This is a genomic window from Bacillus sp. YBsi01 (assembly GCF_038406745.1).
Taxonomy (GTDB): Bacteria; Bacillota; Bacilli; order Bacillales; family Bacillaceae; genus Bacillus; species Bacillus siamensis.
Window position 1 is genome coordinate 3120913 of the sequence record NZ_CP151679.1, and the last position, 19088, is coordinate 3140000.

At 45.4% G+C, this 19088-nt stretch carries 26 protein-coding genes, 1 rRNA gene and 1 pseudogene (1 of these 28 running past the window's edge); 25 read left to right on the top strand and 3 right to left on the bottom strand.

What is annotated here, in order from left to right:
* Nucleotides 1–9 precede the first annotated feature (9 nt).
* The 20 genes and pseudogenes from rpsE (at nt 10) to AADZ70_RS15860 (ending at nt 12265) form a co-directional block, all read left to right on the top strand.
* On the top strand, nt 10–510 hold the full coding sequence (rpsE, locus tag AADZ70_RS15765; RefSeq protein WP_003328273.1) for a 30S ribosomal protein S5: 501 nt from the start codon (nt 10–12) through the stop codon (nt 508–510).
* Between the two features lie 13 nt (nt 511–523).
* The gene (rpmD, locus tag AADZ70_RS15770) at nt 524–703 is read left to right on the top strand and encodes a 50S ribosomal protein L30 (protein ID WP_003156497.1); all 180 of its coding nucleotides are present in this window, start codon (nt 524–526) and stop codon (nt 701–703) included.
* A 30-nt stretch (nt 704–733) separates the two neighbouring features.
* The gene (gene rplO, locus AADZ70_RS15775; RefSeq protein WP_003156499.1) at nt 734–1174 is read left to right on the top strand and encodes a 50S ribosomal protein L15; all 441 of its coding nucleotides are present in this window, start codon (nt 734–736) and stop codon (nt 1172–1174) included.
* 1 nt (nt 1175) lies between these two features.
* The gene (secY, locus tag AADZ70_RS15780; RefSeq protein ID WP_016935898.1) at nt 1176–2471 is read left to right on the top strand and encodes a preprotein translocase subunit SecY; all 1296 of its coding nucleotides are present in this window, start codon (nt 1176–1178) and stop codon (nt 2469–2471) included.
* A gap of 51 nt (nt 2472–2522) precedes the next feature.
* On the top strand, nt 2523–3176 hold the full coding sequence (locus AADZ70_RS15785) for an adenylate kinase (RefSeq protein ID WP_016935897.1): 654 nt from the start codon (nt 2523–2525) through the stop codon (nt 3174–3176).
* Nucleotides 3173–3919 carry a type I methionyl aminopeptidase gene (map, locus tag AADZ70_RS15790; RefSeq protein ID WP_003156505.1) on the top strand — a complete coding sequence of 249 codons (747 nt, stop codon included), beginning with the start codon at nt 3173–3175 and terminating at the stop codon, nt 3917–3919. The genes AADZ70_RS15785 and map overlap by 4 nt, the downstream gene beginning before the upstream one ends.
* A 64-nt stretch (nt 3920–3983) precedes the next feature.
* Nucleotides 3984–4266, top strand: a pseudogene (locus tag AADZ70_RS15795) (RNA-binding protein).
* On the top strand, nt 4244–4462 hold the full coding sequence (gene infA, locus AADZ70_RS15800; protein WP_003156508.1) for a translation initiation factor IF-1: 219 nt from the start codon (nt 4244–4246) through the stop codon (nt 4460–4462). The pseudogene AADZ70_RS15795 and the gene infA overlap by 23 nt, the downstream one beginning before the upstream one ends.
* Before the next feature lie 33 nt (nt 4463–4495).
* Nucleotides 4496–4609 carry a 50S ribosomal protein L36 gene (rpmJ, locus tag AADZ70_RS15805; RefSeq protein WP_003156543.1) on the top strand — a complete coding sequence of 38 codons (114 nt, stop codon included), beginning with the start codon at nt 4496–4498 and terminating at the stop codon, nt 4607–4609.
* Nucleotides 4610–4631: 22 nt separating this feature from the next.
* The gene (gene rpsM / locus AADZ70_RS15810) at nt 4632–4997 is read left to right on the top strand and encodes a 30S ribosomal protein S13 (protein WP_003156545.1); all 366 of its coding nucleotides are present in this window, start codon (nt 4632–4634) and stop codon (nt 4995–4997) included.
* Between the two features lie 24 nt (nt 4998–5021).
* The gene (gene rpsK / locus AADZ70_RS15815; protein WP_007410409.1) at nt 5022–5417 is read left to right on the top strand and encodes a 30S ribosomal protein S11; all 396 of its coding nucleotides are present in this window, start codon (nt 5022–5024) and stop codon (nt 5415–5417) included.
* Between the two features lie 176 nt (nt 5418–5593).
* Nucleotides 5594–6538 (top strand): DNA-directed RNA polymerase subunit alpha, encoded by a 945-nt coding sequence (locus AADZ70_RS15820; RefSeq protein WP_003156549.1) that lies wholly within the window; start codon nt 5594–5596, stop codon nt 6536–6538.
* A gap of 77 nt (nt 6539–6615) precedes the next feature.
* Nucleotides 6616–6978, top strand: coding sequence for a 50S ribosomal protein L17 (gene rplQ, locus AADZ70_RS15825; protein ID WP_003156550.1), 363 nt, complete (start codon nt 6616–6618; stop codon nt 6976–6978).
* Between the two features lie 131 nt (nt 6979–7109).
* A complete protein-coding gene (locus AADZ70_RS15830; protein WP_016935896.1) occupies nt 7110–7955 on the top strand; it encodes an energy-coupling factor ABC transporter ATP-binding protein in 846 nt (281 codons plus the stop codon).
* A complete protein-coding gene (locus tag AADZ70_RS15835) occupies nt 7931–8800 on the top strand; it encodes an energy-coupling factor ABC transporter ATP-binding protein (RefSeq protein ID WP_045927000.1) in 870 nt (289 codons plus the stop codon). Before AADZ70_RS15830 ends, AADZ70_RS15835 begins: the two co-directional genes overlap by 25 nt.
* Complete coding sequence (locus AADZ70_RS15840) at nt 8797–9594, top strand: energy-coupling factor transporter transmembrane protein EcfT (protein WP_016935894.1); 798 nt, start codon at nt 8797–8799, stop codon at nt 9592–9594. Before AADZ70_RS15835 ends, AADZ70_RS15840 begins: the two co-directional genes overlap by 4 nt.
* A gap of 12 nt (nt 9595–9606) precedes the next feature.
* Entirely contained in the window at nt 9607–10350 is a 744-nt protein-coding gene (gene truA, locus AADZ70_RS15845) for a tRNA pseudouridine(38-40) synthase TruA (RefSeq protein WP_342007301.1), read from the top strand.
* 158 nt (nt 10351–10508) lie between these two features.
* Nucleotides 10509–10946 (top strand): 50S ribosomal protein L13, encoded by a 438-nt coding sequence (rplM, locus tag AADZ70_RS15850; RefSeq protein ID WP_003156556.1) that lies wholly within the window; start codon nt 10509–10511, stop codon nt 10944–10946.
* Nucleotides 10947–10966: 20 nt separating this feature from the next.
* Nucleotides 10967–11359 (top strand): 30S ribosomal protein S9, encoded by a 393-nt coding sequence (rpsI, locus tag AADZ70_RS15855; RefSeq protein WP_003225846.1) that lies wholly within the window; start codon nt 10967–10969, stop codon nt 11357–11359.
* A 138-nt stretch (nt 11360–11497) separates the two neighbouring features.
* On the top strand, nt 11498–12265 hold the full coding sequence (locus AADZ70_RS15860; protein WP_095242178.1) for a class I SAM-dependent methyltransferase: 768 nt from the start codon (nt 11498–11500) through the stop codon (nt 12263–12265).
* Between the two features lie 40 nt (nt 12266–12305).
* On the opposite strand, the gene AADZ70_RS15865 is transcribed toward AADZ70_RS15860, so the two are convergent.
* Entirely contained in the window at nt 12306–12752 is a 447-nt protein-coding gene (locus tag AADZ70_RS15865; RefSeq protein ID WP_342007302.1) for a DinB family protein, read from the bottom strand.
* A 131-nt stretch (nt 12753–12883) separates the two neighbouring features.
* Between AADZ70_RS15865 and AADZ70_RS15870 the strand changes: the two genes are divergently transcribed.
* The 3 genes from AADZ70_RS15870 to AADZ70_RS15880 all read left to right on the top strand — a co-directional run bounded on the left by AADZ70_RS15870 (nt 12884) and on the right by AADZ70_RS15880 (nt 15233).
* Nucleotides 12884–13327, top strand: a complete 444-nt coding sequence (locus tag AADZ70_RS15870) for a DUF2521 family protein (protein ID WP_029575198.1) — start codon at nt 12884–12886, stop codon at nt 13325–13327.
* A 60-nt stretch (nt 13328–13387) separates the two neighbouring features.
* Nucleotides 13388–14101: an N-acetylmuramoyl-L-alanine amidase CwlD gene (gene cwlD / locus AADZ70_RS15875; protein WP_264819508.1), complete on the top strand. Its 714-nt coding sequence runs from the start codon at nt 13388–13390 to the stop codon at nt 14099–14101.
* A gap of 79 nt (nt 14102–14180) precedes the next feature.
* A complete protein-coding gene (locus AADZ70_RS15880; RefSeq protein ID WP_047477885.1) occupies nt 14181–15233 on the top strand; it encodes an Mrp/NBP35 family ATP-binding protein in 1053 nt (350 codons plus the stop codon).
* Between the two features lie 34 nt (nt 15234–15267).
* Here AADZ70_RS15880 and gerD read toward each other — a convergent pair whose 3' ends face one another.
* Nucleotides 15268–15822 carry a spore germination lipoprotein GerD gene (gerD, locus tag AADZ70_RS15885; RefSeq protein ID WP_016935887.1) on the bottom strand — a complete coding sequence of 185 codons (555 nt, stop codon included), beginning with the start codon at nt 15820–15822 and terminating at the stop codon, nt 15268–15270.
* Nucleotides 15823–15929: 107 nt separating this feature from the next.
* Between gerD and kbaA the strand changes: the two genes are divergently transcribed.
* Nucleotides 15930–16526: a KinB-signaling pathway activation protein gene (kbaA, locus tag AADZ70_RS15890; protein ID WP_342007303.1), complete on the top strand. Its 597-nt coding sequence runs from the start codon at nt 15930–15932 to the stop codon at nt 16524–16526.
* Nucleotide 16527: 1 nt separating this feature from the next.
* On the opposite strand, the gene pdaB is transcribed toward kbaA, so the two are convergent.
* Nucleotides 16528–17292: a polysaccharide deacetylase family sporulation protein PdaB gene (pdaB, locus tag AADZ70_RS15895; protein WP_045926996.1), complete on the bottom strand. Its 765-nt coding sequence runs from the start codon at nt 17290–17292 to the stop codon at nt 16528–16530.
* Between the two features lie 341 nt (nt 17293–17633).
* Between pdaB and AADZ70_RS15900 the strand changes: the two genes are divergently transcribed.
* Nucleotides 17634–19088, top strand: a 16S ribosomal RNA gene (locus AADZ70_RS15900) (it continues 95 nt past the right edge of the window).

Here is a 19088-nt window from a genome sequence, read left to right on the forward strand (position 1 = left end):
CACATGATTATGCGTCGTATTGACCCAAGCAAATTAGAGTTAGAAGAACGCTTAGTTACGGTTAACCGCGTAGCGAAAGTTGTTAAAGGTGGTCGTCGTTTCCGTTTCGCAGCTCTAGTCGTTGTCGGTGACAAAAACGGTCACGTAGGTTTCGGTACTGGTAAAGCACAAGAAGTACCTGAAGCAATCCGCAAAGCTGTTGAAGATGCGAAAAAGAATTTGATTGAAGTACCAATGGTTGGAACTACGATTCCACACGAAATCATCGGACGTTTCGGTGCAGGCAATATCTTGTTGAAACCTGCTTCTGAAGGTACTGGAGTTATCGCTGGAGGCCCTGTACGTGCGGTACTTGAGCTTGCTGGCGTTGCTGATATCCTTTCTAAGTCTTTAGGTTCTAACACACCGATCAACATGATCCGTGCAACACTTCAAGGTTTAAGTGAGCTTAAACGTGCCGAAGATGTTGCGAAGCTTCGTGGAAAATCTGTAGAAGAACTGTTAGGATAAGGAGGGAACATTAATGGCTAAATTAGAAATTACCCTCAAACGCAGTGTAATCGGTCGCCCGGAAGATCAGCGCGTTACTGTCAGAACACTTGGTTTAAAGAAAACGAACCAAACTGTCGTTCATGAAGATAACGCTGCGATCCGCGGTATGATTAATAAAGTATCTCATCTAGTTTCTGTTAAAGAACAATAAAAATAAATTATAGGCTAAGGAGGTGTCCTAATGAAACTTCATGAATTAAAGCCTTCAGAAGGTTCACGCAAAGTGCGCAATCGCGTAGGTCGTGGTATTGGTTCTGGTAACGGTAAAACAGCTGGTAAAGGTCACAAAGGTCAAAACGCTCGTTCCGGCGGCGGTGTGCGCCCTGGATTCGAGGGGGGACAAATGCCTTTATTCCAACGTCTTCCTAAGCGTGGTTTTACAAACATCAACCGTAAGGAATACGCTATTGTGAACGTAGACAAATTGAACGGTTTTGCGGAAGGAACGGAAGTCACTCCTGAACTTCTTCTTGAGACTGGTGTTATTAGCAAACTAAATGCAGGAGTAAAGATTCTTGGCAACGGTAAATTAGAGAAAAAATTAACTGTAAAAGCCAATAAATTCTCTGCTTCTGCGAAAGAAGCTGTTGAAGCTGCTGGCGGTACAGCTGAGGTGATCTAACTTGTTTAAGACAATCTCCAACTTTATGCGTGTGAGTGATATTCGGAATAAAATCATTTTCACATTACTCATGCTTATCGTCTTTCGCATAGGTGCGTTTATCCCTGTGCCATATGTTAATGCTCAGGCGTTACAGACACAAAGTTCGATGGGGGTTTTTGATCTCCTTAATACATTTGGCGGCGGTGCGCTTTATCAGTTCTCCATCTTTGCGATGGGAATTACGCCTTACATCACTGCTTCGATCATCATTCAGCTGCTTCAGATGGATGTTGTGCCGAAGTTTACCGAGTGGTCTAAGCAAGGTGAAGTCGGCCGCCGTAAATTAGCTCAGTTCACGAGATATTCTACGATTGTGCTTGGTTTTATCCAGGCATTAGGTATGTCTTACGGGTTTAACAACCTGGCAAACGGTATGCTGATTGAGAAATCCGGCATATCGACATATCTGATTATTGCTTTAGTACTCACTGGAGGAACTGCTTTTTTAATGTGGCTGGGAGAACAAATTACTTCCAATGGAGTAGGAAACGGAATTTCGATCATCATCTTCGCGGGGATTGTGGCTAGTATTCCGAAAACTGTTGGGCAGATTTATGAGACTCAATTTGTCGGCAGCAGCGATCAGCTGTTTATTCATATTGTGAAAATCGCCTTACTGGTGATTGCGATTCTGGCCGTAATTGTTGGTGTTATTTTCATTCAGCAGGCCGTACGCAAAATCGCGATTCAATATGCAAAAGGGCAAGGTCGTTCACCTGCTGGGGGAGGCCAGTCAACTCACCTTCCGCTTAAAGTGAATCCGGCAGGGGTTATTCCGGTAATCTTTGCGGTTGCGTTTCTTATAACGCCGCGTACTATCGCGTCATTTTTCGGAACAAACGATGTGACAAAGTGGATTCAAGCCAACTTTGACAATACACATCCGGTGGGCATGACGGTTTATGTCGCATTAATTATCGCCTTTACGTACTTCTATGCTTTTGTGCAGGTAAACCCTGAACAAATGGCAGATAACCTTAAAAAACAGGGTGGCTATATCCCGGGGGTTCGTCCAGGGAAAATGACTCAAGATAGAATTACGAGCATTTTGTATCGACTTACGTTTGTGGGTTCTATATTCTTAGCCGTGATTTCCATTCTTCCTATCTTTTTCATTCAATTCGCTGGATTGCCTCAAAGTGCACAGATTGGCGGAACATCTTTGTTAATTGTCGTGGGGGTAGCCTTGGAGACAATGAAGCAGCTGGAGAGCCAGTTAGTGAAACGTAATTACCGAGGATTTATGAAAAATTAGAGGACTGGTTTTAACCATTCCTCTAAATAAGAGAGGACGGGGGAAATCCGAATGAACTTAGTCTTAATGGGACTTCCTGGAGCCGGTAAAGGCACACAGGGAGAACGAATTGTTGAGGATTATGGGATACCTCATATCTCAACGGGAGATATGTTCCGTGCTGCTATGAAAGAAGAAACACCACTCGGACTCGAAGCAAAGTCTTATATCGATAAAGGCGAGCTCGTACCGGACGAAGTCACAATCGGCATTGTCAAAGAAAGACTTGGCAAAGATGATTGTGAAAGAGGTTTTCTTCTGGACGGATTTCCGCGAACAGTCGCTCAGGCTGAAGCTCTTGAAAACATTCTTGAGGAATACGGCAAGCCGATTGATTATGTCATCAACATTAAAGTAGACAAAGACTCTTTAATGGAACGTTTGACTGGACGCAGAATTTGCAGTGTTTGCGGCACAACCTATCATTTGGTTTTCAATCCGCCGAAAACGCCGGGTGTTTGTGATAAAGACGGAGGAGACCTTTATCAACGGGCAGATGATAATGAGGAAACCGTCTCAAAACGGCTTGAGGTCAACATGAAGCAGACTCAGCCTTTACTGGATTTTTATTCCAGGAAAGGATATCTTGTCAACGTCAATGGCCAGCAGGACATTAATGACGTGTACAAAGATGTGAAAGAGCTTCTTGGAGGATTGAGCAAATGATTATCTGTAAGACCCCTCGTGAGCTTAGCATCATGCGGGAAGCAGGGCGAATCGTGGCTTTGACTCATGAAGAGATGAAAAAGCACATTAAACCAGGAATCTCGACAAAAGAATTGGATCAAATTGCCGAACGTTTTATTGAGAAGCAGGGTGCAATCCCATCTTTTAAGGGGTATAATGGGTTTCGCGGGAGCATCTGTGTATCAGTTAATGAAGAACTCGTTCATGGAATTCCCGGTAAAAGGGTTTTGCGTGACGGTGACATTATCAGCATTGATATCGGTGCTAAATTAAATGGTTATCATGGTGACTCTGCTTGGACATATCCGGTAGGAAACATCAGTGATGATGATAAACGACTGCTGGAAGTGACAGAGGAGTCTTTATATAAAGGCTTGAAGGAAGCAAAACCAGGTGAACGTTTGTCGAATATTTCCCACGCAATACAAACGTATGTCGAAAATGAGCAGTTTTCAGTTGTTAGGGAGTATGTCGGACATGGTGTTGGTCAAGACTTGCATGAGGATCCGCAAATTCCTCATTATGGTCCGCCAAACAAAGGACCTAGGCTGAAGCCTGGTATGGTTCTCGCTATAGAACCGATGGTTAACGCTGGCAGCCGGTATGTGAAAACATTGGCTGATAACTGGACGGTTGTAACGGTAGATGGGAAAAAGTGTGCTCATTTTGAACATACGATTGCGATTACGGAAACGGGTTTTGATATACTGACAAAAGTCTAGATGATGAAATGAATTCCGTGACACATGTTTTTCATTCCGCACCTGGGCAGATTGTAGGTTTACAATTGGTCGGAGGAAAAACCGGCTAGCTGCTGTTATCGGAATGACGATTCATCATCATGTACTAAAGCAGACGGAGAAAAGCGTACATTTCATTCTCCTTAGAAAAAGAATATCAATCATTCACCCTTTATGATTGCGTATCTCCGGAAGTTCAGAACAGTATAAACGAAACAGGGCGTGTGACAAACGGATAACTGAGATTTTCTCTTTTGAAATTTGTCAGAGAGCAAGTTACTGATTTGAAGAAGGGAGAACACTTGAATGGCGAAAGACGATGTAATTGAAGTGGAAGGTACGATAGTCGAAACTCTGCCAAACGCGATGTTCAAAGTTGAACTCGAAAATGGCCATACGGTTTTGGCTCACGTATCTGGTAAAATCCGCATGCACTTCATTCGCATTTTACCTGGAGACAAAGTTACGGTAGAATTATCTCCATATGACTTAACTCGTGGCAGGATTACGTACCGTTACAAATAAAGCACTCCGGAAACTGAAGGAGGTTGGAAACACATGAAAGTGAGACCATCAGTTAAACCAATCTGCGAGAAATGTAAAGTTATTCGCAGAAAAGGAAAAGTAATGGTGATCTGTGAAAATCCAAAGCATAAACAAAAACAAGGATAATTAATAAGGAGGTGCCCAGAGAATGGCTCGTATTGCTGGTGTAGATATCCCACGTGACAAACGTGTTGTTATTTCTTTAACATATGTCTTCGGAATTGGCCGCACAACGGCTCAGCAAGTCTTGAAAGAGGCTGGTGTTTCTGAAGATACTCGTGTGCGTGATCTTACTGAAGAAGAACTTGGTAAAATCCGTGATGTTATTGACAAACTGAAAGTAGAAGGTGACCTTCGCCGTGAAGTTTCTCTTAACATCAAGCGTCTGATCGAAATCGGAAGCTACCGCGGAATCCGCCATCGCAGAGGTTTGCCTGTTCGCGGACAAAACTCTAAAAACAATGCGCGTACTCGTAAAGGTCCGCGTCGTACTGTAGCTAACAAGAAAAAATAAGTAAGTAAGGGAGGTACCTAAACAATGGCTGCTGCTCGTAAACAAAACACGCGTAAACGTCGCGTGAAAAAGAATATTGAGTCAGGAATCGCTCATATTCGTTCAACTTTCAATAACACGATCGTTACGATCACTGATACTCATGGTAATGCTCTTTCTTGGTCAAGTGCCGGAGCTCTAGGATTCAGAGGTTCTCGTAAATCTACTCCTTTTGCTGCGCAAATGGCTGCTGAAACAGCTGCTAAAGGTTCAATCGAACACGGACTTAAAACTCTTGAAGTAACTGTTAAAGGACCAGGTTCTGGCCGTGAAGCTGCAATCCGTGCTTTACAAGCTGCCGGACTTGAAGTTACAGCTATCAGAGACGTAACTCCTGTTCCTCATAATGGATGCCGTCCACCAAAACGTCGCCGCGTGTAATTTGTTTGTATAGATTTTGTGTCCCTGTCAATAATGGGTTATGATACAGTTATTTATGAAACGAATGCACCGACTCGTTGCCTGAGCACATACGGGACTAAACAATGGGGAATTTCGGATGGAATCTCATATGATTCTATTCGAGGTTTCGACGTTTTGAAGGAGGGTTTTAAGTAATGATCGAGATTGAAAAACCAAAAATCGAAACGGTTGAAATCAGCGACGATGCCAAATTTGGTAAGTTTGTCGTAGAGCCGCTTGAGCGTGGATATGGTACAACTCTGGGTAACTCCTTACGTCGTATCCTCTTATCCTCACTCCCTGGTGCCGCTGTAACATCGATCCAGATAGATGGTGTACTGCACGAATTCTCGACAATCGAAGGCGTTGTGGAAGATGTTACAACGATAATCTTGCACATTAAAAAGCTTGCATTGAAAATCTACTCTGATGAAGAGAAGACGCTCGAAATTGATGTACAGGGTGAAGGAACTGTCACAGCAGCTGATATTACACACGACAGCGATGTTGAAATCCTTAATCCGGATCTTCATATCGCGACTCTTGGTGAGAATGCGAGTTTCCGAGTTCGCCTTACTGCACAAAGGGGGCGTGGGTATACACCTGCTGATTCGAACAAAAGAGACGATCAGCCAATCGGCGTGATTCCGATCGATTCAATCTTTACGCCAGTTTCTCGTTTATCTTATCAGGTAGAAAACACTCGTGTAGGCCAGGTTGCAAACTATGACAAACTTACACTTGATGTTTGGACTGACGGAAGCACTGGACCGAAGGAAGCAATTGCTCTCGGTTCTAAGATTTTAACTGAACACCTAAATATATTCGTTGGTTTAACTGACGAAGCTCAGCATGCTGAAATCATGGTTGAAAAAGAAGAGGATCAAAAGGAAAAAGTTCTTGAAATGACGATTGAGGAACTTGATCTTTCTGTCCGTTCTTACAACTGCTTGAAGCGTGCGGGCATTAACACGGTTCAAGAACTTGCGAACAAGACGGAAGAAGATATGATGAAAGTTCGCAACCTGGGACGCAAATCACTTGAAGAAGTGAAAGCGAAACTAGAAGAACTTGGACTCGGCCTTCGCAAAGACGATTGATCTAGTTTCCATGTGAACTAGGATTTTCGTGTGTTTTTTATTTAGAAACAGCATTCCATTAAAGGAGGGGACATCACATGTCATACAGAAAACTAGGACGTACGAGTTCACAGCGTAAAGCTATGCTTCGTGATCTTACAACAGATTTGATCATCAACGAAAGAATTGAAACAACTGAAACACGTGCGAAAGAACTTCGCTCTGTTGTTGAAAAGATGATCACTCTTGGTAAGCGCGGTGACTTGCATGCTCGTCGTCAAGCTGCTGCATACATTCGCAACGAGGTTGCAAATGAAGAAAATAACCAAGATGCACTTCAAAAATTATTCTCTGACATTGCAACTCGTTACGAGGAGCGCCAAGGCGGATACACACGTATTATGAAGCTTGGTCCTCGCCGTGGTGACGGTGCACCAATGGCAATCATCGAATTGGTTTAATCACATATTTTTGTGTATCTAAAGAAGGGCGGGACAGTTTCTAACTGGATCTATGCCCTTTTTTTAGATACCAGAACTTTTTATTATGAGACAGAAAAGCAGAGCTATAGCTGAGAGGAGGCCAGGCACCCGTGGATCAAAAACAGCTTATATCCGTAAAAGACATCTTATTTCGATACCGCAAAGATGCAGAAAGGCCGGCGCTGGACGGTGTGAGTCTGGAGGTATACGAAGGAGAATGGCTTGCTATCGTAGGCCACAATGGTTCAGGGAAGTCGACTTTGGCCAGAGCGCTGAACGGACTGATTTTGCCTGAGGCCGGAGATATTGAAGTCGGCGGCATCAAACTGACTGAAGATACCGTGTGGGATGTGCGAAAAAAAATAGGGATGGTCTTTCAGAATCCCGATAACCAATTTGTCGGAACAACGGTTCGCGATGATGTGGCTTTTGGTTTAGAAAACAATGGTGTTCCGCGCGAAGAAATGATCGAGAGAGTAGATTGGGCTGTCAAACAAGTCAATATGCAGGATTTTCTTGATCAAGAGCCGCACCATCTCTCCGGAGGTCAAAAACAAAGAGTGGCGATCGCAGGGATTATTGCTGCGCGTCCTGATATTATGATTTTGGATGAAGCGACATCCATGCTTGACCCAATCGGGAGAGAAGAAGTCCTTGATACTGTCAGACGCTTAAAAGATCAGGGCACGGCCACCGTCATTTCGATTACGCATGACCTGGAAGAAGCCGCAAGGGCGGACAGAATCATTGTAATGAACGGCGGCAGGAAGTATGCAGAAGGCCCGCCTGAAGAGATCTTTAAATTAAATGAAGACTTGGTTCGCATCGGTCTTGATTTGCCTTTCTCATTCCAGCTCAGCCTGCTTTTAAAAGAAAGCGGACTGGCGTTAACGAAAAACCATCTGACTCAGGAAGGGCTGGTGAATGAGCTGTGGACATTAAAATCAAAGATGTAGAACATCGCTATCAAATGAAGACACCGTTTGAACGGCTTGCTCTGTATGATATCAATGCCGTGATAAAAGAGGGCAGCTATGTGGCCGTCATCGGGCATACAGGGTCGGGCAAATCAACGCTCTTACAGCATTTAAACGGTTTGCTGAGACCTACTAAAGGACAGCTGGAACTCGGCAGCACGATTTTGGCAGCCGGTAAAAAGAATAAAAATCTTAAGACTTTGCGGAAAAAAGTCGGAATCGTTTTCCAATTTCCCGAACATCAGCTGTTTGAGGAGACTGTGCTGAAGGACATCTCATTCGGACCGATGAATTTCGGTGTGAAAAAAGAAGACGCTGAACGAAAGGCGAAAGAGATGCTGGAGCTTGTGGGCCTCCCGGAAGACATTTTGGATCGTTCGCCGTTTGAGCTCAGCGGCGGTCAGATGCGCAGAGTGGCGATTGCCGGCGTTCTCGCGATGGAGCCGGAAGTGCTGGTTTTGGATGAACCGACGGCCGGCCTTGATCCCAGAGGGCGCCAGGACATTATGGACATGTTCTATGCGCTTCATAAACGCGGGAACCTGACTACCGTTCTCGTCACTCACAGCATGGAGGATGCCGCCCGCTATGCCGACGAGATGATCGTCATGCACAAAGGAACCATTAAAGCGACGGGAAGTCCGCGCGACTTGTTTGCAAAAGGTGAAGAGATGGCCGAAATGGGCCTGGATCTTCCTGAATCGGTGAAGTTTCAGAGACGGCTTGAGGCGGCTCTCGGCGTCAAGTATGAGAAACCCATGCTGACCCTGCAGGATGCCGCCAGCGAAATTAAGGCTTTCTTTCAGGAGGAAAAGGACCAATGATGGACAGCATGATTATCGGAAAGTATGTTCCCGGTTCATCGCTTATTCACCGGTTGGACCCGCGAACAAAACTTGTCAGCATCTTTCTTTTTGTATGTATCGTCTTTTTGGCAAACAACGTGCAGACGTACGCTTTGCTCGGTTTATTTACATTCGGGGTGATCGCCTTAACGCGAGTGCCTTTCAGCTTTTTACTGAAGGGGCTTAAGCCGATTATCTGGATTGTGGCGTTTACGTTTTTACTGCACATCTTCATGACGCATGAAGGGTCTGTCATTTTTCAGCTTGGCTGGTTTAAAGTGTATGAGGGCGGACTTGTACAGGGGATTTTTATCTCTCTCCGTTTCGTCTACCTCATCTTTATGACGACGCTGCTGACGCTGACGACAACGCCGATTGAAATAACGGATGGAATGGAGCAGCTCTTGAATCCATTTAAAAAGGTGAAGCTGCCCGTACACGAACTCGCGTTGATGATGTCGATTTCGCTGCGCTTTATTCCGACGCTGATGGAGGAGACGGATAAAATCATGAAGGCGCAAATGGCGAGGGGGGCGGATTTTACAAGCGGCCCGGTGAAAGACAGAATCAAAGCTGTTGTTCCGCTGCTTGTTCCGCTGTTTGTCAGCGCCTTTAAACGCGCGGAAGAGCTCGCAGTCGCCATGGAGGCGAGAGGCTACCAGGGCGGTGAGGGAAGAACGAAATACAGAAAGCTTGTCTGGACCGGCAAGGATACCGGAGCTATTCTGCTCATCATCGTATTAGCCGTATTATTGTTTTTCTTAAGAAGTTAGAGGTGCTGCTGAATGAGAATGAAATGTACCATTGCTTATGACGGGCATTTGTTTAACGGATATCAGGTTCAGCCTGGAAAACGGACCGTTCAAAGTGAATTGGAAAAGGCGCTGGCCGTCATCCACAAAACGGACGGCAGGGTGCCTGTCATTTCATCGGGCCGCACTGACAGTGATGTTCATGCTGCCGGGCAGGTCATTCATTTTGATACGCCGCTGTCCATTCCGGCTGAAAAATGGCCGTTTGCGCTCAATGCCCTGCTGCCTGATGATATTGCCGTCAAAACAGCAGAGATTGCGGATGATGGGTTCCATGCACGATTTAGCGCAGTCCAAAAGGAATATCGCTACTTTGTATATACGGAGAAACACCCGGACGTATTTAAACGACATTACGCTTACCATTTTGCATATCAGCTTAATGTGCAGAAAATGAGGGAAGCTTCAAGGCACCTTATCGGGACACATGATTTCACAAGTTTTTGCGCGGCTGATACCGCGGTTCAGGATAAAGTCAGAACAGTTTACGAACTGGATTGGACTGAGACCGGAGACGGCCTGCAAATGCGGATCACCGGAAACGGATTTCTGTATAATATGGTCAGAATCATTGCAGGAACGTTATTGGACATAGGAACTGGAAAATTTTCTCCTGATGATGTAAAAGCAATGCTGGAAGCGAAGGATCGCGAAGCCGCGGGGCGCACCGCACCGGGGCACGGGCTGTATTTATGGCGCGTTTGCTATGACAACTAAACCAGGTGTAACATTTTCTTGACAGAGTCTGCATAAAGTTATAAGATATCATATGGTATGTATTTCAACCCCACGATAAGCCCCGGAACTTATTGTGTTGTGAAATAGAACGTAACAGAAGTTTATTGAAAATGACAGATCATTTAGGAGGGAATTAAATGCGTACAACACCTATGGCTAACGCAAGTACTATTGAACGCAAGTGGTTAGTTGTTGATGCAGCAGGCAAGACTTTAGGACGTCTTTCTACAGAAGTTGCATCTATCCTTCGCGGAAAACACAAACCGACTTACACACCGCACGTTGATACTGGAGATCATGTGATCATCATCAACGCTGAAAAAATCGAGTTAACTGGTAAAAAGTTAACTGATAAAATCTACTACCGTCACACAATGCACCCAGGCGGTCTGAAATCAAGAACTGCTCTTGAAATGCGTACAAACTACCCTGAGAAAATGCTTGAGCTTGCTATCAAAGGCATGCTTCCAAAAGGTTCTCTAGGTCGTCAAATGTTCAAAAAATTGAACGTATACCGTGGTTCTGAGCATCCACATGAAGCACAAAAACCTGAAGTTTACGAACTTCGCGGTTAATTAAAAAGGAGGTTACCAATTTGGCACAGGTTCAATATTACGGTACTGGCCGTCGTAAAAGTTCTGTAGCGCGTGTGCGCTTAGTTCCAGGAGAAGGTCGTATCGTCGTTAATAATCGTGAAATCAGCGAGCACATTCCATCTCCAGCTCTAATCGAAGATATCAAACAACCATTAACTTTAACTGAAACAGCTGGTACTTATGATGTTTTAGTAAACGTACATGGAGGCGGCTTATCTGGTCAAGCTGGAGCAATCCGTCATGGTATCGCTCGTGCTTTGCTTGAAGCAGATCCAGAATACCGTGCAACACTTAAACGTGCTGGTCTTCTGACTCGTGACGCTCGTATGAAAGAACGTAAAAAATACGGTCTTAAAGGCGCTCGTCGTGCACCTCAGTTCTCAAAACGTTAATCGTTTTGGATTGCAAAAACCACAACTTCTTGGTTGTGGTTTTTTTGTATTTTTTTCTCATATCGAAGAGGTTATCCAATGTTTTTCTAGAATTGTTTTGTTATACTCTATTCATTACCAATAAGGAGCGCAGTTATAATGAATCAGTTAGCCATACATAACAGCAAGGCATGGGATAAAAAAGTTGAAACGGGCAATGAATGGACGGTTGCGGTTGATTCCCATACGATTGGTGAAGCGAAAAAAGGCAATTGGAGCATCAGAATGACCCCCGCAAAAGACGTGCCGGAGGATTGGTTCCCATCCATAGACGGTTTGAAGGTTCTTTGTCTCGCTTCAGGAGGAGGACAGCAAGGCCCGGTGCTGGCTGCTGCAGGAGCTGATGTCACCGTCTTTGACAATTCGGAAAAGCAGCTTGCGCAAGACAGAATGGTTGCCGAACGGGATCACCTTACACTTCGGACTGTCAAAGGCAGTATGAATGATCTGAGCTGTTTTGATGATGAGTCATTTGATTTTATCGTGCATCCGGTATCGAATTGCTTTGTTGATTCAGTTCTTCCGGTATGGAAAGAAGCCTATCGCGTATTAAAAAAGGGCGGATCGTTAGTCTCCGGTTTTGTAAATCCCGTCGTGTTCTTATTTGATATGGATTTAGAGCAGGAGGGCGTCCTAAAAGTAAAGTATTCCATTCCGTTTTCGGATGAAAAAGATCTGAGCAAGAAAAAAGTACAGGAACTCATTGAGAATCATGAAGCATTTGAATTCGGCCATACGTTAGAGGATCAAATTAAAGGCCAGATTGACGCAGGCTTCATGGTTGCGGGCTTTTATGAGGACAAGGGCGGCCTCGTTCTGGATGAATACATTAATACATACTCCGTAACAAGAAGCATCAAAATATAAAAACAGCATCCCGTCACCGGTGCTGTTTTTTTGCGGCTTTTTACTGCGGGCGGCTGATCACATTAGCTGAAACCGGTTCTATTCCAATTTCTCTGGCCCAAACCGATAGTTGTCCCATATGGTGAATCTCATGCGCAAGGATGTGGCGGAGAATATCGTCTTTATGAAAGGTTTGGTCCATCCAGCCCGGCTTAACAAGATTCGCTCCTTTGCCGGAGACCGCTTGAATGACATCCTCCCGATACTGTTCAGAGAGCTTCCGGAGATCCTGTATGCTGGCATAATCAGACTCAGCAGGCAAAACATCAGCTTTACCTAAAATGGCACGAGCCCAGCTGATCTCGACATCAATGATATGAAATAAAGTCCGCAAGATGCTCTCCATTCCGCCCGTCCGGGATTTCGTCAGTTCCTCTCGGCTCAGCTTCTCACATATCGCAAACCACTCATCACGCACCGTCCAATTGTATTGAAACAGCTTTTTCATAACGTCACCTCTGCTCTTTATTCTCCCAGTTAACATGAAACCCCTTCATTTGGGAGGATTTCCACTATCAACAAAGCATGCTTTTTCCTTATTCCTTTCAAAATAACAGTAAAAAGGAGAGTGAAATGGCAATGGCAGAGGTTTTATCTTTTTCAGACGTGAAACGGCAGAAGGATTATGAGCTTGAGAAAAATTTACTCAAGGAGCTGTCACTGACGCAAATCATTCAATCCGTAAAAGCGTGTCTTACCCCCTTGTTTCCCTTTTTTCAGGACGAAAACGGCATTCTCAGTGAAGGATGCATAGATTTTGCAATAGAAGCGTATTTATTAGGCGGCCGGTTCGGCGTCTTTGGCTATTATGGCGAGTCCTTGCAGAGGGCAAACGCGCGTTCGGCTGAAGAAGAGGAAGAACTGACGGTCGATTTTTTTGAATATCTTTGCAATTGGACGCATGAGCAATACTCTTCAGTAGAACAAAAAGAAATCTATGAAGCGTCCTGCCGGTTTATCAACAGCTGGTGGACGGAAGGATTCCTGCAAAGAGAAAAACAATGTAAGCTCCGCATGAGGTAATCATAATTTCTTCCCTTGTCCCATACTTATTAATAACGGGGACAAGCGGGAGGGAAAAGTATGAGAAAAAAACTGAAATGGCTCGGTTTTTTACTTGGCTTTATCATATTATTGTGTTTATTCCGGTTTCAATTTCATAATGATGATTCCTGGCGGCCGTGGAGCCTGCCGCTGAGCGGGAAAATCATCTATCTCGATCCGGGACACGGCGGACCGGACGGCGGCGCCACGGGAGGCAATCATCTTGAAAAAGATATTACTCTTGAGGTGGCCTCCAGGGTGAGAGATTATTTACAGGAGCAAGGGGCTTTGGTCATCATGACGCGGGAGACGGATACCGACTTGGCGCCTGAAGGGACGAAAGGCTACAGCAGACGCAAAGCGGAAGACCTTAGAAAGCGTGTGGAACTCATCAACCGTTCAGAGGCGGAGCTTTATATCAGCATTCATCTGAACGCCATACCGTCACCGAGATGGAGCGGCGCCCAAAGTTTCTACTATGGAAAATACGAAGAGAATGAAAAAGTGGCAAAGTATATACAAGATGAACTGAGAATTAACCTGGAGAATACGACGAGAAAGGCGAAACGGATACACGGCATATACTTAATGCAGAATGTAACCAAACCGGGCGCGCTGGTGGAGATCGGATTTTTATCCAATCCGGCAGAAGCGAAGAGGCTCGGCCAGCCTAAATATCAGGATATCATCGCTTCTTCCGTGTATAAGGGCGTATTGAGATACTTCACAGAGAAAGGCGACCCTCCCGAGTAAGGAGGGTTTTTCGCCGATTCTATAATTAATATATGGTATAATACCACTTGTAAACGAATACACAAAGGGTGAGGGTTCGATGATAAGAGAAGATGAAGTAAGAAATATAATCGGAAAAATGCGCGAACCTTTTCTTCATAGACCGCTGGGAGAATTGGATGCCGTTAAGGAAGTAAAGATCAAGCCGGAAAAACGGCATGTCAGTGTGAAAATTGCATTGGCAAAAACGGGGACGGCTGAGCAAATGAGCATTCAGCAGGAAATGGTATCCGTTCTGAAAGAAGCAGGAGCGGAAACTGTCGGTCTTCGGTTTGAAGAGCTGCCGGAAGAGACATTGGCGAAATTCAGCCAGCCGGCGTCTGAAAGCGAAACCCTGCTGAATAGGAAACATCCGCCGGTCTTTCTGGCAGTGGCAAGCGGAAAAGGCGGGGTCGGCAAATCAACGGTTTCCGTCAATCTGGCCATTTCTCTTGCTCGGCTCGGCAAAAAAGTCGGCCTGATCGATGCGGATATATACGGATTCAGTGTGCCTGACATGATGGGTATTACAGTTCGTCCGACAGTAGAAGGAGAAAAACTGCTTCCTGTCGAAAGATTTGGAGTAAAGGTCATGTCTATGGGCTTTTTCGTCGAAGAGAACGCTCCGGTTGTTTGGCGAGGCCCTATGCTCGGTAAGATGCTGAACAACTTCTTCCATGAGGTTGACTGGGGAGAGGTTGACTACATCGTTCTCGATCTGCCGCCGGGTACGGGTGATGTTGCGCTCGATGTACACACGATGCTTCCGAGCTGCAAAGAGATTATCGTATCAACGCCGCATCCTACGGCTGCATTTGTAGCGGCGAGAGCGGGTTCTATGGCGATTAAGACAGATCATGAAGTGGTAGGGGTCATTGAAAATATGGCTTACTATGAAAGTGCAAAAACCGGCGAGAAAGAATATGTGTTCGGCCAAGGCGGAGGGGATAAGCTTGCAGAGGAATTGCAGGTGCCGCTGCTTGGCAGAATTCCTTTAAAACAGCCTGATTGGGACAAAGACCAGTTTGCGCCTTCTGTTTATGACAGAAGCCATCCGATCGGAGAAATTTATATGGGGATCGCCCAAAAAGTTATTGAAAAAACAGCTGAATAAAAAAGGGGCCGGGATCAAACGGCCCGGCCTTTTATTAGCTTTCTTTTTCTGAGCTTGAAGCCGCTTTTTTCAGTTCATCCTCAAATTGCTTTTTGAAAAGCGGGCTGGAAAGTGTCTCTGTAATCACATCTTCTAAGTAACTGCGGAATTTTTGGCTTTTCACCAGCTCGTAGTATTTTTTATCCATGCCGGGGTCCTGCATGATCTGCATAAAACTTTTCTGATAATCAGGGTCTTTCATCAGTTTTTTTATGATTTTTTCGTGCTCGGGCTGAAGTGTCTTTGCAAAGCTCTCGGCGAACTTTGAGTCTTCAAAGATGGTTTTCCAGAACTCCGCCCCTTTTTTAGAGGTGAGGGTTTTCTCTATTGTGCCTTTAATGGCATTCTGATCAATCACCAATGCCTCATTCATCGCATCGTCATTTAATATTTCCTTAATTGCTTTTTTTCCATCATCTGTTTTTAATATATCGACAACCATTTTTTTAGTCTGGTCATAATCCATATCCGCTGCTTGGTCTTTTGGAGCGCAAGCTGTTACAGATAATACAACAAAACAGCTTATCAATAGCGTTTTGGCTTTTGACATGCGTAAGCTCCTTCCTTACTTGTTCTTACTTTTAATATGATTCACCGGAATGGATTTATACATAACAAAATATCGCTGAACGCGATTGTCAGGGGGATGAATAAGAGATGAAAAGCCGCGGGCTTGTTCGATTTTTCTTTTCGATTTTAGCTGTGGGCGCTCTTATTACAAGCGTCGTGGGATTTGCACTGAAGTGGGGGGAGTATAAGGGGTTCTTTCTGAATTTTGAGGCCGGTCAGATTTTCTCCGTTCTGATCTGGTTTATCGGAGTAGGCATGATCTTCAGTGTGATCAGTCAAATGGGATTTTTCGTATTTTTGACAGTGCACCGTTTTGCCCTTGAAATTCTCAGATCAAGCTCGCTTTGGAATCTGCTTCAGCTGTTTATCATTCTGTTTGTTGCTTTTGATTTAATGTATGTGAGATTTTTGTTTTTTGGTGAGCGGGATGACTCGATTACAGGGTTTGTCTGGCTTCCGCTTGCTCTTCTTGCCGTCGGCCTGTTGACGGCATATATAAAACAAAAGCAGTCCTCAAAAAATACGTTCGTTTCATCTTTATTTTTAATGGTTGTTATTACAGCGCTTGAATGGGTTCCTGCGTTAAGGGTGAATAATGAGGACTGGCTTTATTTGATGCTGATTCCGCTGATGGGCTGCAACGCATTTCAGCTGTTAATGCTGCCGAAGTTTGCCCAAAGGTAGCCTATTTCACTTCTGATGACTTGACGTCAGTATTTGCGATCAGATCACCGACAGTCACGTTTTTAAGACCCTTTTGTTTTAAATTGTGAATGATGGCGGGGAGCGCTTCTTCCGTTTGCGTTGCTGAATCAGAGGCGTGCAGCAGAACAATGTCGCCGCCTTTTATATGACTGTTTACATTTTCAATGATTTTATCAGGGCCGGGATTTCTCCAATCCTGTGAGTTAATGCTGTAATGAACCACTGAATAGTGGTACTGCTGTGCAATGGTAAGAACCTTTTTATTAAATTGTCCGGTCGGCGGGCGGAGTAAATGAACATTCTTCACACCCATTTTCTTAAATGCTGTCTGGGCTCTGAGGATATCCTTCTTGATGTCTTGATCCTCTAGACTGGTATAGTTCTTATACGCATAGCCCATGCTTCCGATTTGATGCCCGTCTTTAATCATACGTTCGACTGTGTCCGGGTGCCGTTCCGCCCAAGAAGCTGACAGAAAAAAAGTGGCGTTTTTAATGCCGTTTGCCTTCAGAGCGTTCAGAATCGGAACCGCCTTTTCATCGCCCCAGCTGATATCGAATGTTAATGCCACTTCGTCTGATTTCGTCTCGCCTTTAGAAATCGCTTTTGGACCGTTATCAGTCAAAAATACAGGAAGGGGGACAGCTCTCTGTATATAAAAAAAGCTGGCTGCTGCAAATGCGGCAATAATAATAATAAGCAGCTGTTTTATCCTTTTGATGTGCCACACGTAGAAGTGGTTCACTGATGACGCCTCCTTATCTTGTCCATGCTTGATTACATCGTATGCTGCAGCGGAGATGAATATAACGAATTATAGTTTTAAAAAAAGATGAAAAAAACACTTGCTATATTTAGCGGATGCATGGTATATTATTAAACGTCGCTGATGAACAGCAGACAAAACAAAAAGCTTCGAAAACGACTTGAAAAAAGTTGTTGACATAAAAGAAGCTGAGTGGTAAGATAATAAAGCTGCTTCAACAAGCGGTAATGATCTTTGAAAACTAAACAAGACAAAACGTACCTGTTAATTCAAAGTTTTAAATAAATCGCACAGCGATGTGCGTAGTCAGTCAAACTACTTTATCGGAGAGTTTGATCCTGGCTCAGGACGAACGCTGGCGGCGTGCCTAATACATGCAAGTCGAGCGGACAGATGGGAGCTTGCTCCCTGATGTTAGCGGCGGACGGGTGAGTAACACGTGGGTAACCTGCCTGTAAGACTGGGATAACTCCGGGAAACCGGGGCTAATACCGGATGGTTGTTTGAACCGCATGGTTCAGGCATAAAAGGTGGCTTCGGCTACCACTTACAGATGGACCCGCGGCGCATTAGCTAGTTGGTGAGGTAACGGCTCACCAAGGCGACGATGCGTAGCCGACCTGAGAGGGTGATCGGCCACACTGGGACTGAGACACGGCCCAGACTCCTACGGGAGGCAGCAGTAGGGAATCTTCCGCAATGGACGAAAGTCTGACGGAGCAACGCCGCGTGAGTGATGAAGGTTTTCGGATCGTAAAGCTCTGTTGTTAGGGAAGAACAAGTGCCGTTCAAATAGGGCGGCACCTTGACGGTACCTAACCAGAAAGCCACGGCTAACTACGTGCCAGCAGCCGCGGTAATACGTAGGTGGCAAGCGTTGTCCGGAATTATTGGGCGTAAAGGGCTCGCAGGCGGTTTCTTAAGTCTGATGTGAAAGCCCCCGGCTCAACCGGGGAGGGTCATTGGAAACTGGGGAACTTGAGTGCAGAAGAGGAGAGTGGAATTCCACGTGTAGCGGTGAAATGCGTAGAGATGTGGAGGAACACCAGTGGCGAAGGCGACTCTCTGGTCTGTAACTGACGCTGAGGAGCGAAAGCGTGGGGAGCGAACAGGATTAGATACCCTGGTAGTCCACGCCGTAAACGATGAGTGCTAAGTGTTAGGGGGTTTCCGCCCCTTAGTGCTGCAGCTAACGCATTAAGCACTCCGCCTGGGGAGTACGGTCGCAAGACTGAAACTCAAAGGAATTGACGGGGGCCCGCACAAGCGGTGGAGCATGTGGTTTAATTCGAAGCAACGCGAAGAACCTTACCAGGTCTTGACATCCTCTGACAATCCTAGAGATAGGACGTCCCCTTCGGGGGCAGAGTGACAGGTGGTGCATGGTTGTCGTCAGCTCGTGTCGTGAGATGTTGGGTTAAGTCCCGCAACGAGCGCAACCCTTGATCTTAGTTGCCAGCATTCAGTTGGGCACTCTAAGGTGACTGCCGGTGACAAACCGGAGGAAGGTGGGGATGACGTCAAATCATCATGCCCCTTATGACCTGGGCTACACACGTGCTACAATGGGCAGAACAAAGGGCAGCGAAACCGCGAGGTTAAGCCAATCCCACAAATCTGTTCTCAGTTCGGATCGCAGTCTGCAACTCGACTGCGTGAAGCTGGAATCGCTAGTAATCGCGGATCAGCATGCCGCGGTGAATACGTTCCCGGGCCTTGTACACACCGCCCGTCACACCACGAGAGTTTGTAACACCCGAAGTCGGTGAGGTAAC

Bases quoted from the DNA above. Each gene is read 5' to 3' on its own strand.
- rpmD (WP_003156497.1), top strand. From the start codon at position 524: ATGGCTAAATTAGAAATTACCCTCAAACGCAGTGTAATCGGTCGCCCG.
- kbaA (WP_342007303.1), top strand. From the start codon at position 15,930: ATGAAAAGCCGCGGGCTTGTTCGATTTTTCTTTTCGATTTTAGCTGTG.
- gerD (WP_016935887.1), bottom strand. From the start codon at position 15,822: ATGTCAAAAGCCAAAACGCTATTGATAAGCTGTTTTGTTGTATTATCT.
- AADZ70_RS15870 (WP_029575198.1), top strand. From the start codon at position 12,884: ATGGCAGAGGTTTTATCTTTTTCAGACGTGAAACGGCAGAAGGATTAT.
- AADZ70_RS15860 (WP_095242178.1), top strand. From the start codon at position 11,498: ATGAATCAGTTAGCCATACATAACAGCAAGGCATGGGATAAAAAAGTT.
- rplO (WP_003156499.1), top strand. From the start codon at position 734: ATGAAACTTCATGAATTAAAGCCTTCAGAAGGTTCACGCAAAGTGCGC.
- rpsK (WP_007410409.1), top strand. From the start codon at position 5,022: ATGGCTGCTGCTCGTAAACAAAACACGCGTAAACGTCGCGTGAAAAAG.
- map (WP_003156505.1), top strand. From the start codon at position 3,173: ATGATTATCTGTAAGACCCCTCGTGAGCTTAGCATCATGCGGGAAGCA.
- AADZ70_RS15785 (WP_016935897.1), top strand. From the start codon at position 2,523: ATGAACTTAGTCTTAATGGGACTTCCTGGAGCCGGTAAAGGCACACAG.
- AADZ70_RS15880 (WP_047477885.1), top strand. From the start codon at position 14,181: ATGATAAGAGAAGATGAAGTAAGAAATATAATCGGAAAAATGCGCGAA.
- infA (WP_003156508.1), top strand. From the start codon at position 4,244: ATGGCGAAAGACGATGTAATTGAAGTGGAAGGTACGATAGTCGAAACT.
- cwlD (WP_264819508.1), top strand. From the start codon at position 13,388: ATGAGAAAAAAACTGAAATGGCTCGGTTTTTTACTTGGCTTTATCATA.
- AADZ70_RS15865 (WP_342007302.1), bottom strand. From the start codon at position 12,752: ATGAAAAAGCTGTTTCAATACAATTGGACGGTGCGTGATGAGTGGTTT.
- rpsE (WP_003328273.1), top strand. From the start codon at position 10: ATGCGTCGTATTGACCCAAGCAAATTAGAGTTAGAAGAACGCTTAGTT.
- rpsM (WP_003156545.1), top strand. From the start codon at position 4,632: ATGGCTCGTATTGCTGGTGTAGATATCCCACGTGACAAACGTGTTGTT.
- rpmJ (WP_003156543.1), top strand. From the start codon at position 4,496: ATGAAAGTGAGACCATCAGTTAAACCAATCTGCGAGAAATGTAAAGTT.
- AADZ70_RS15840 (WP_016935894.1), top strand. From the start codon at position 8,797: ATGATGGACAGCATGATTATCGGAAAGTATGTTCCCGGTTCATCGCTT.
- rplQ (WP_003156550.1), top strand. From the start codon at position 6,616: ATGTCATACAGAAAACTAGGACGTACGAGTTCACAGCGTAAAGCTATG.
- AADZ70_RS15820 (WP_003156549.1), top strand. From the start codon at position 5,594: ATGATCGAGATTGAAAAACCAAAAATCGAAACGGTTGAAATCAGCGAC.
- truA (WP_342007301.1), top strand. From the start codon at position 9,607: ATGAGAATGAAATGTACCATTGCTTATGACGGGCATTTGTTTAACGGA.
- rplM (WP_003156556.1), top strand. From the start codon at position 10,509: ATGCGTACAACACCTATGGCTAACGCAAGTACTATTGAACGCAAGTGG.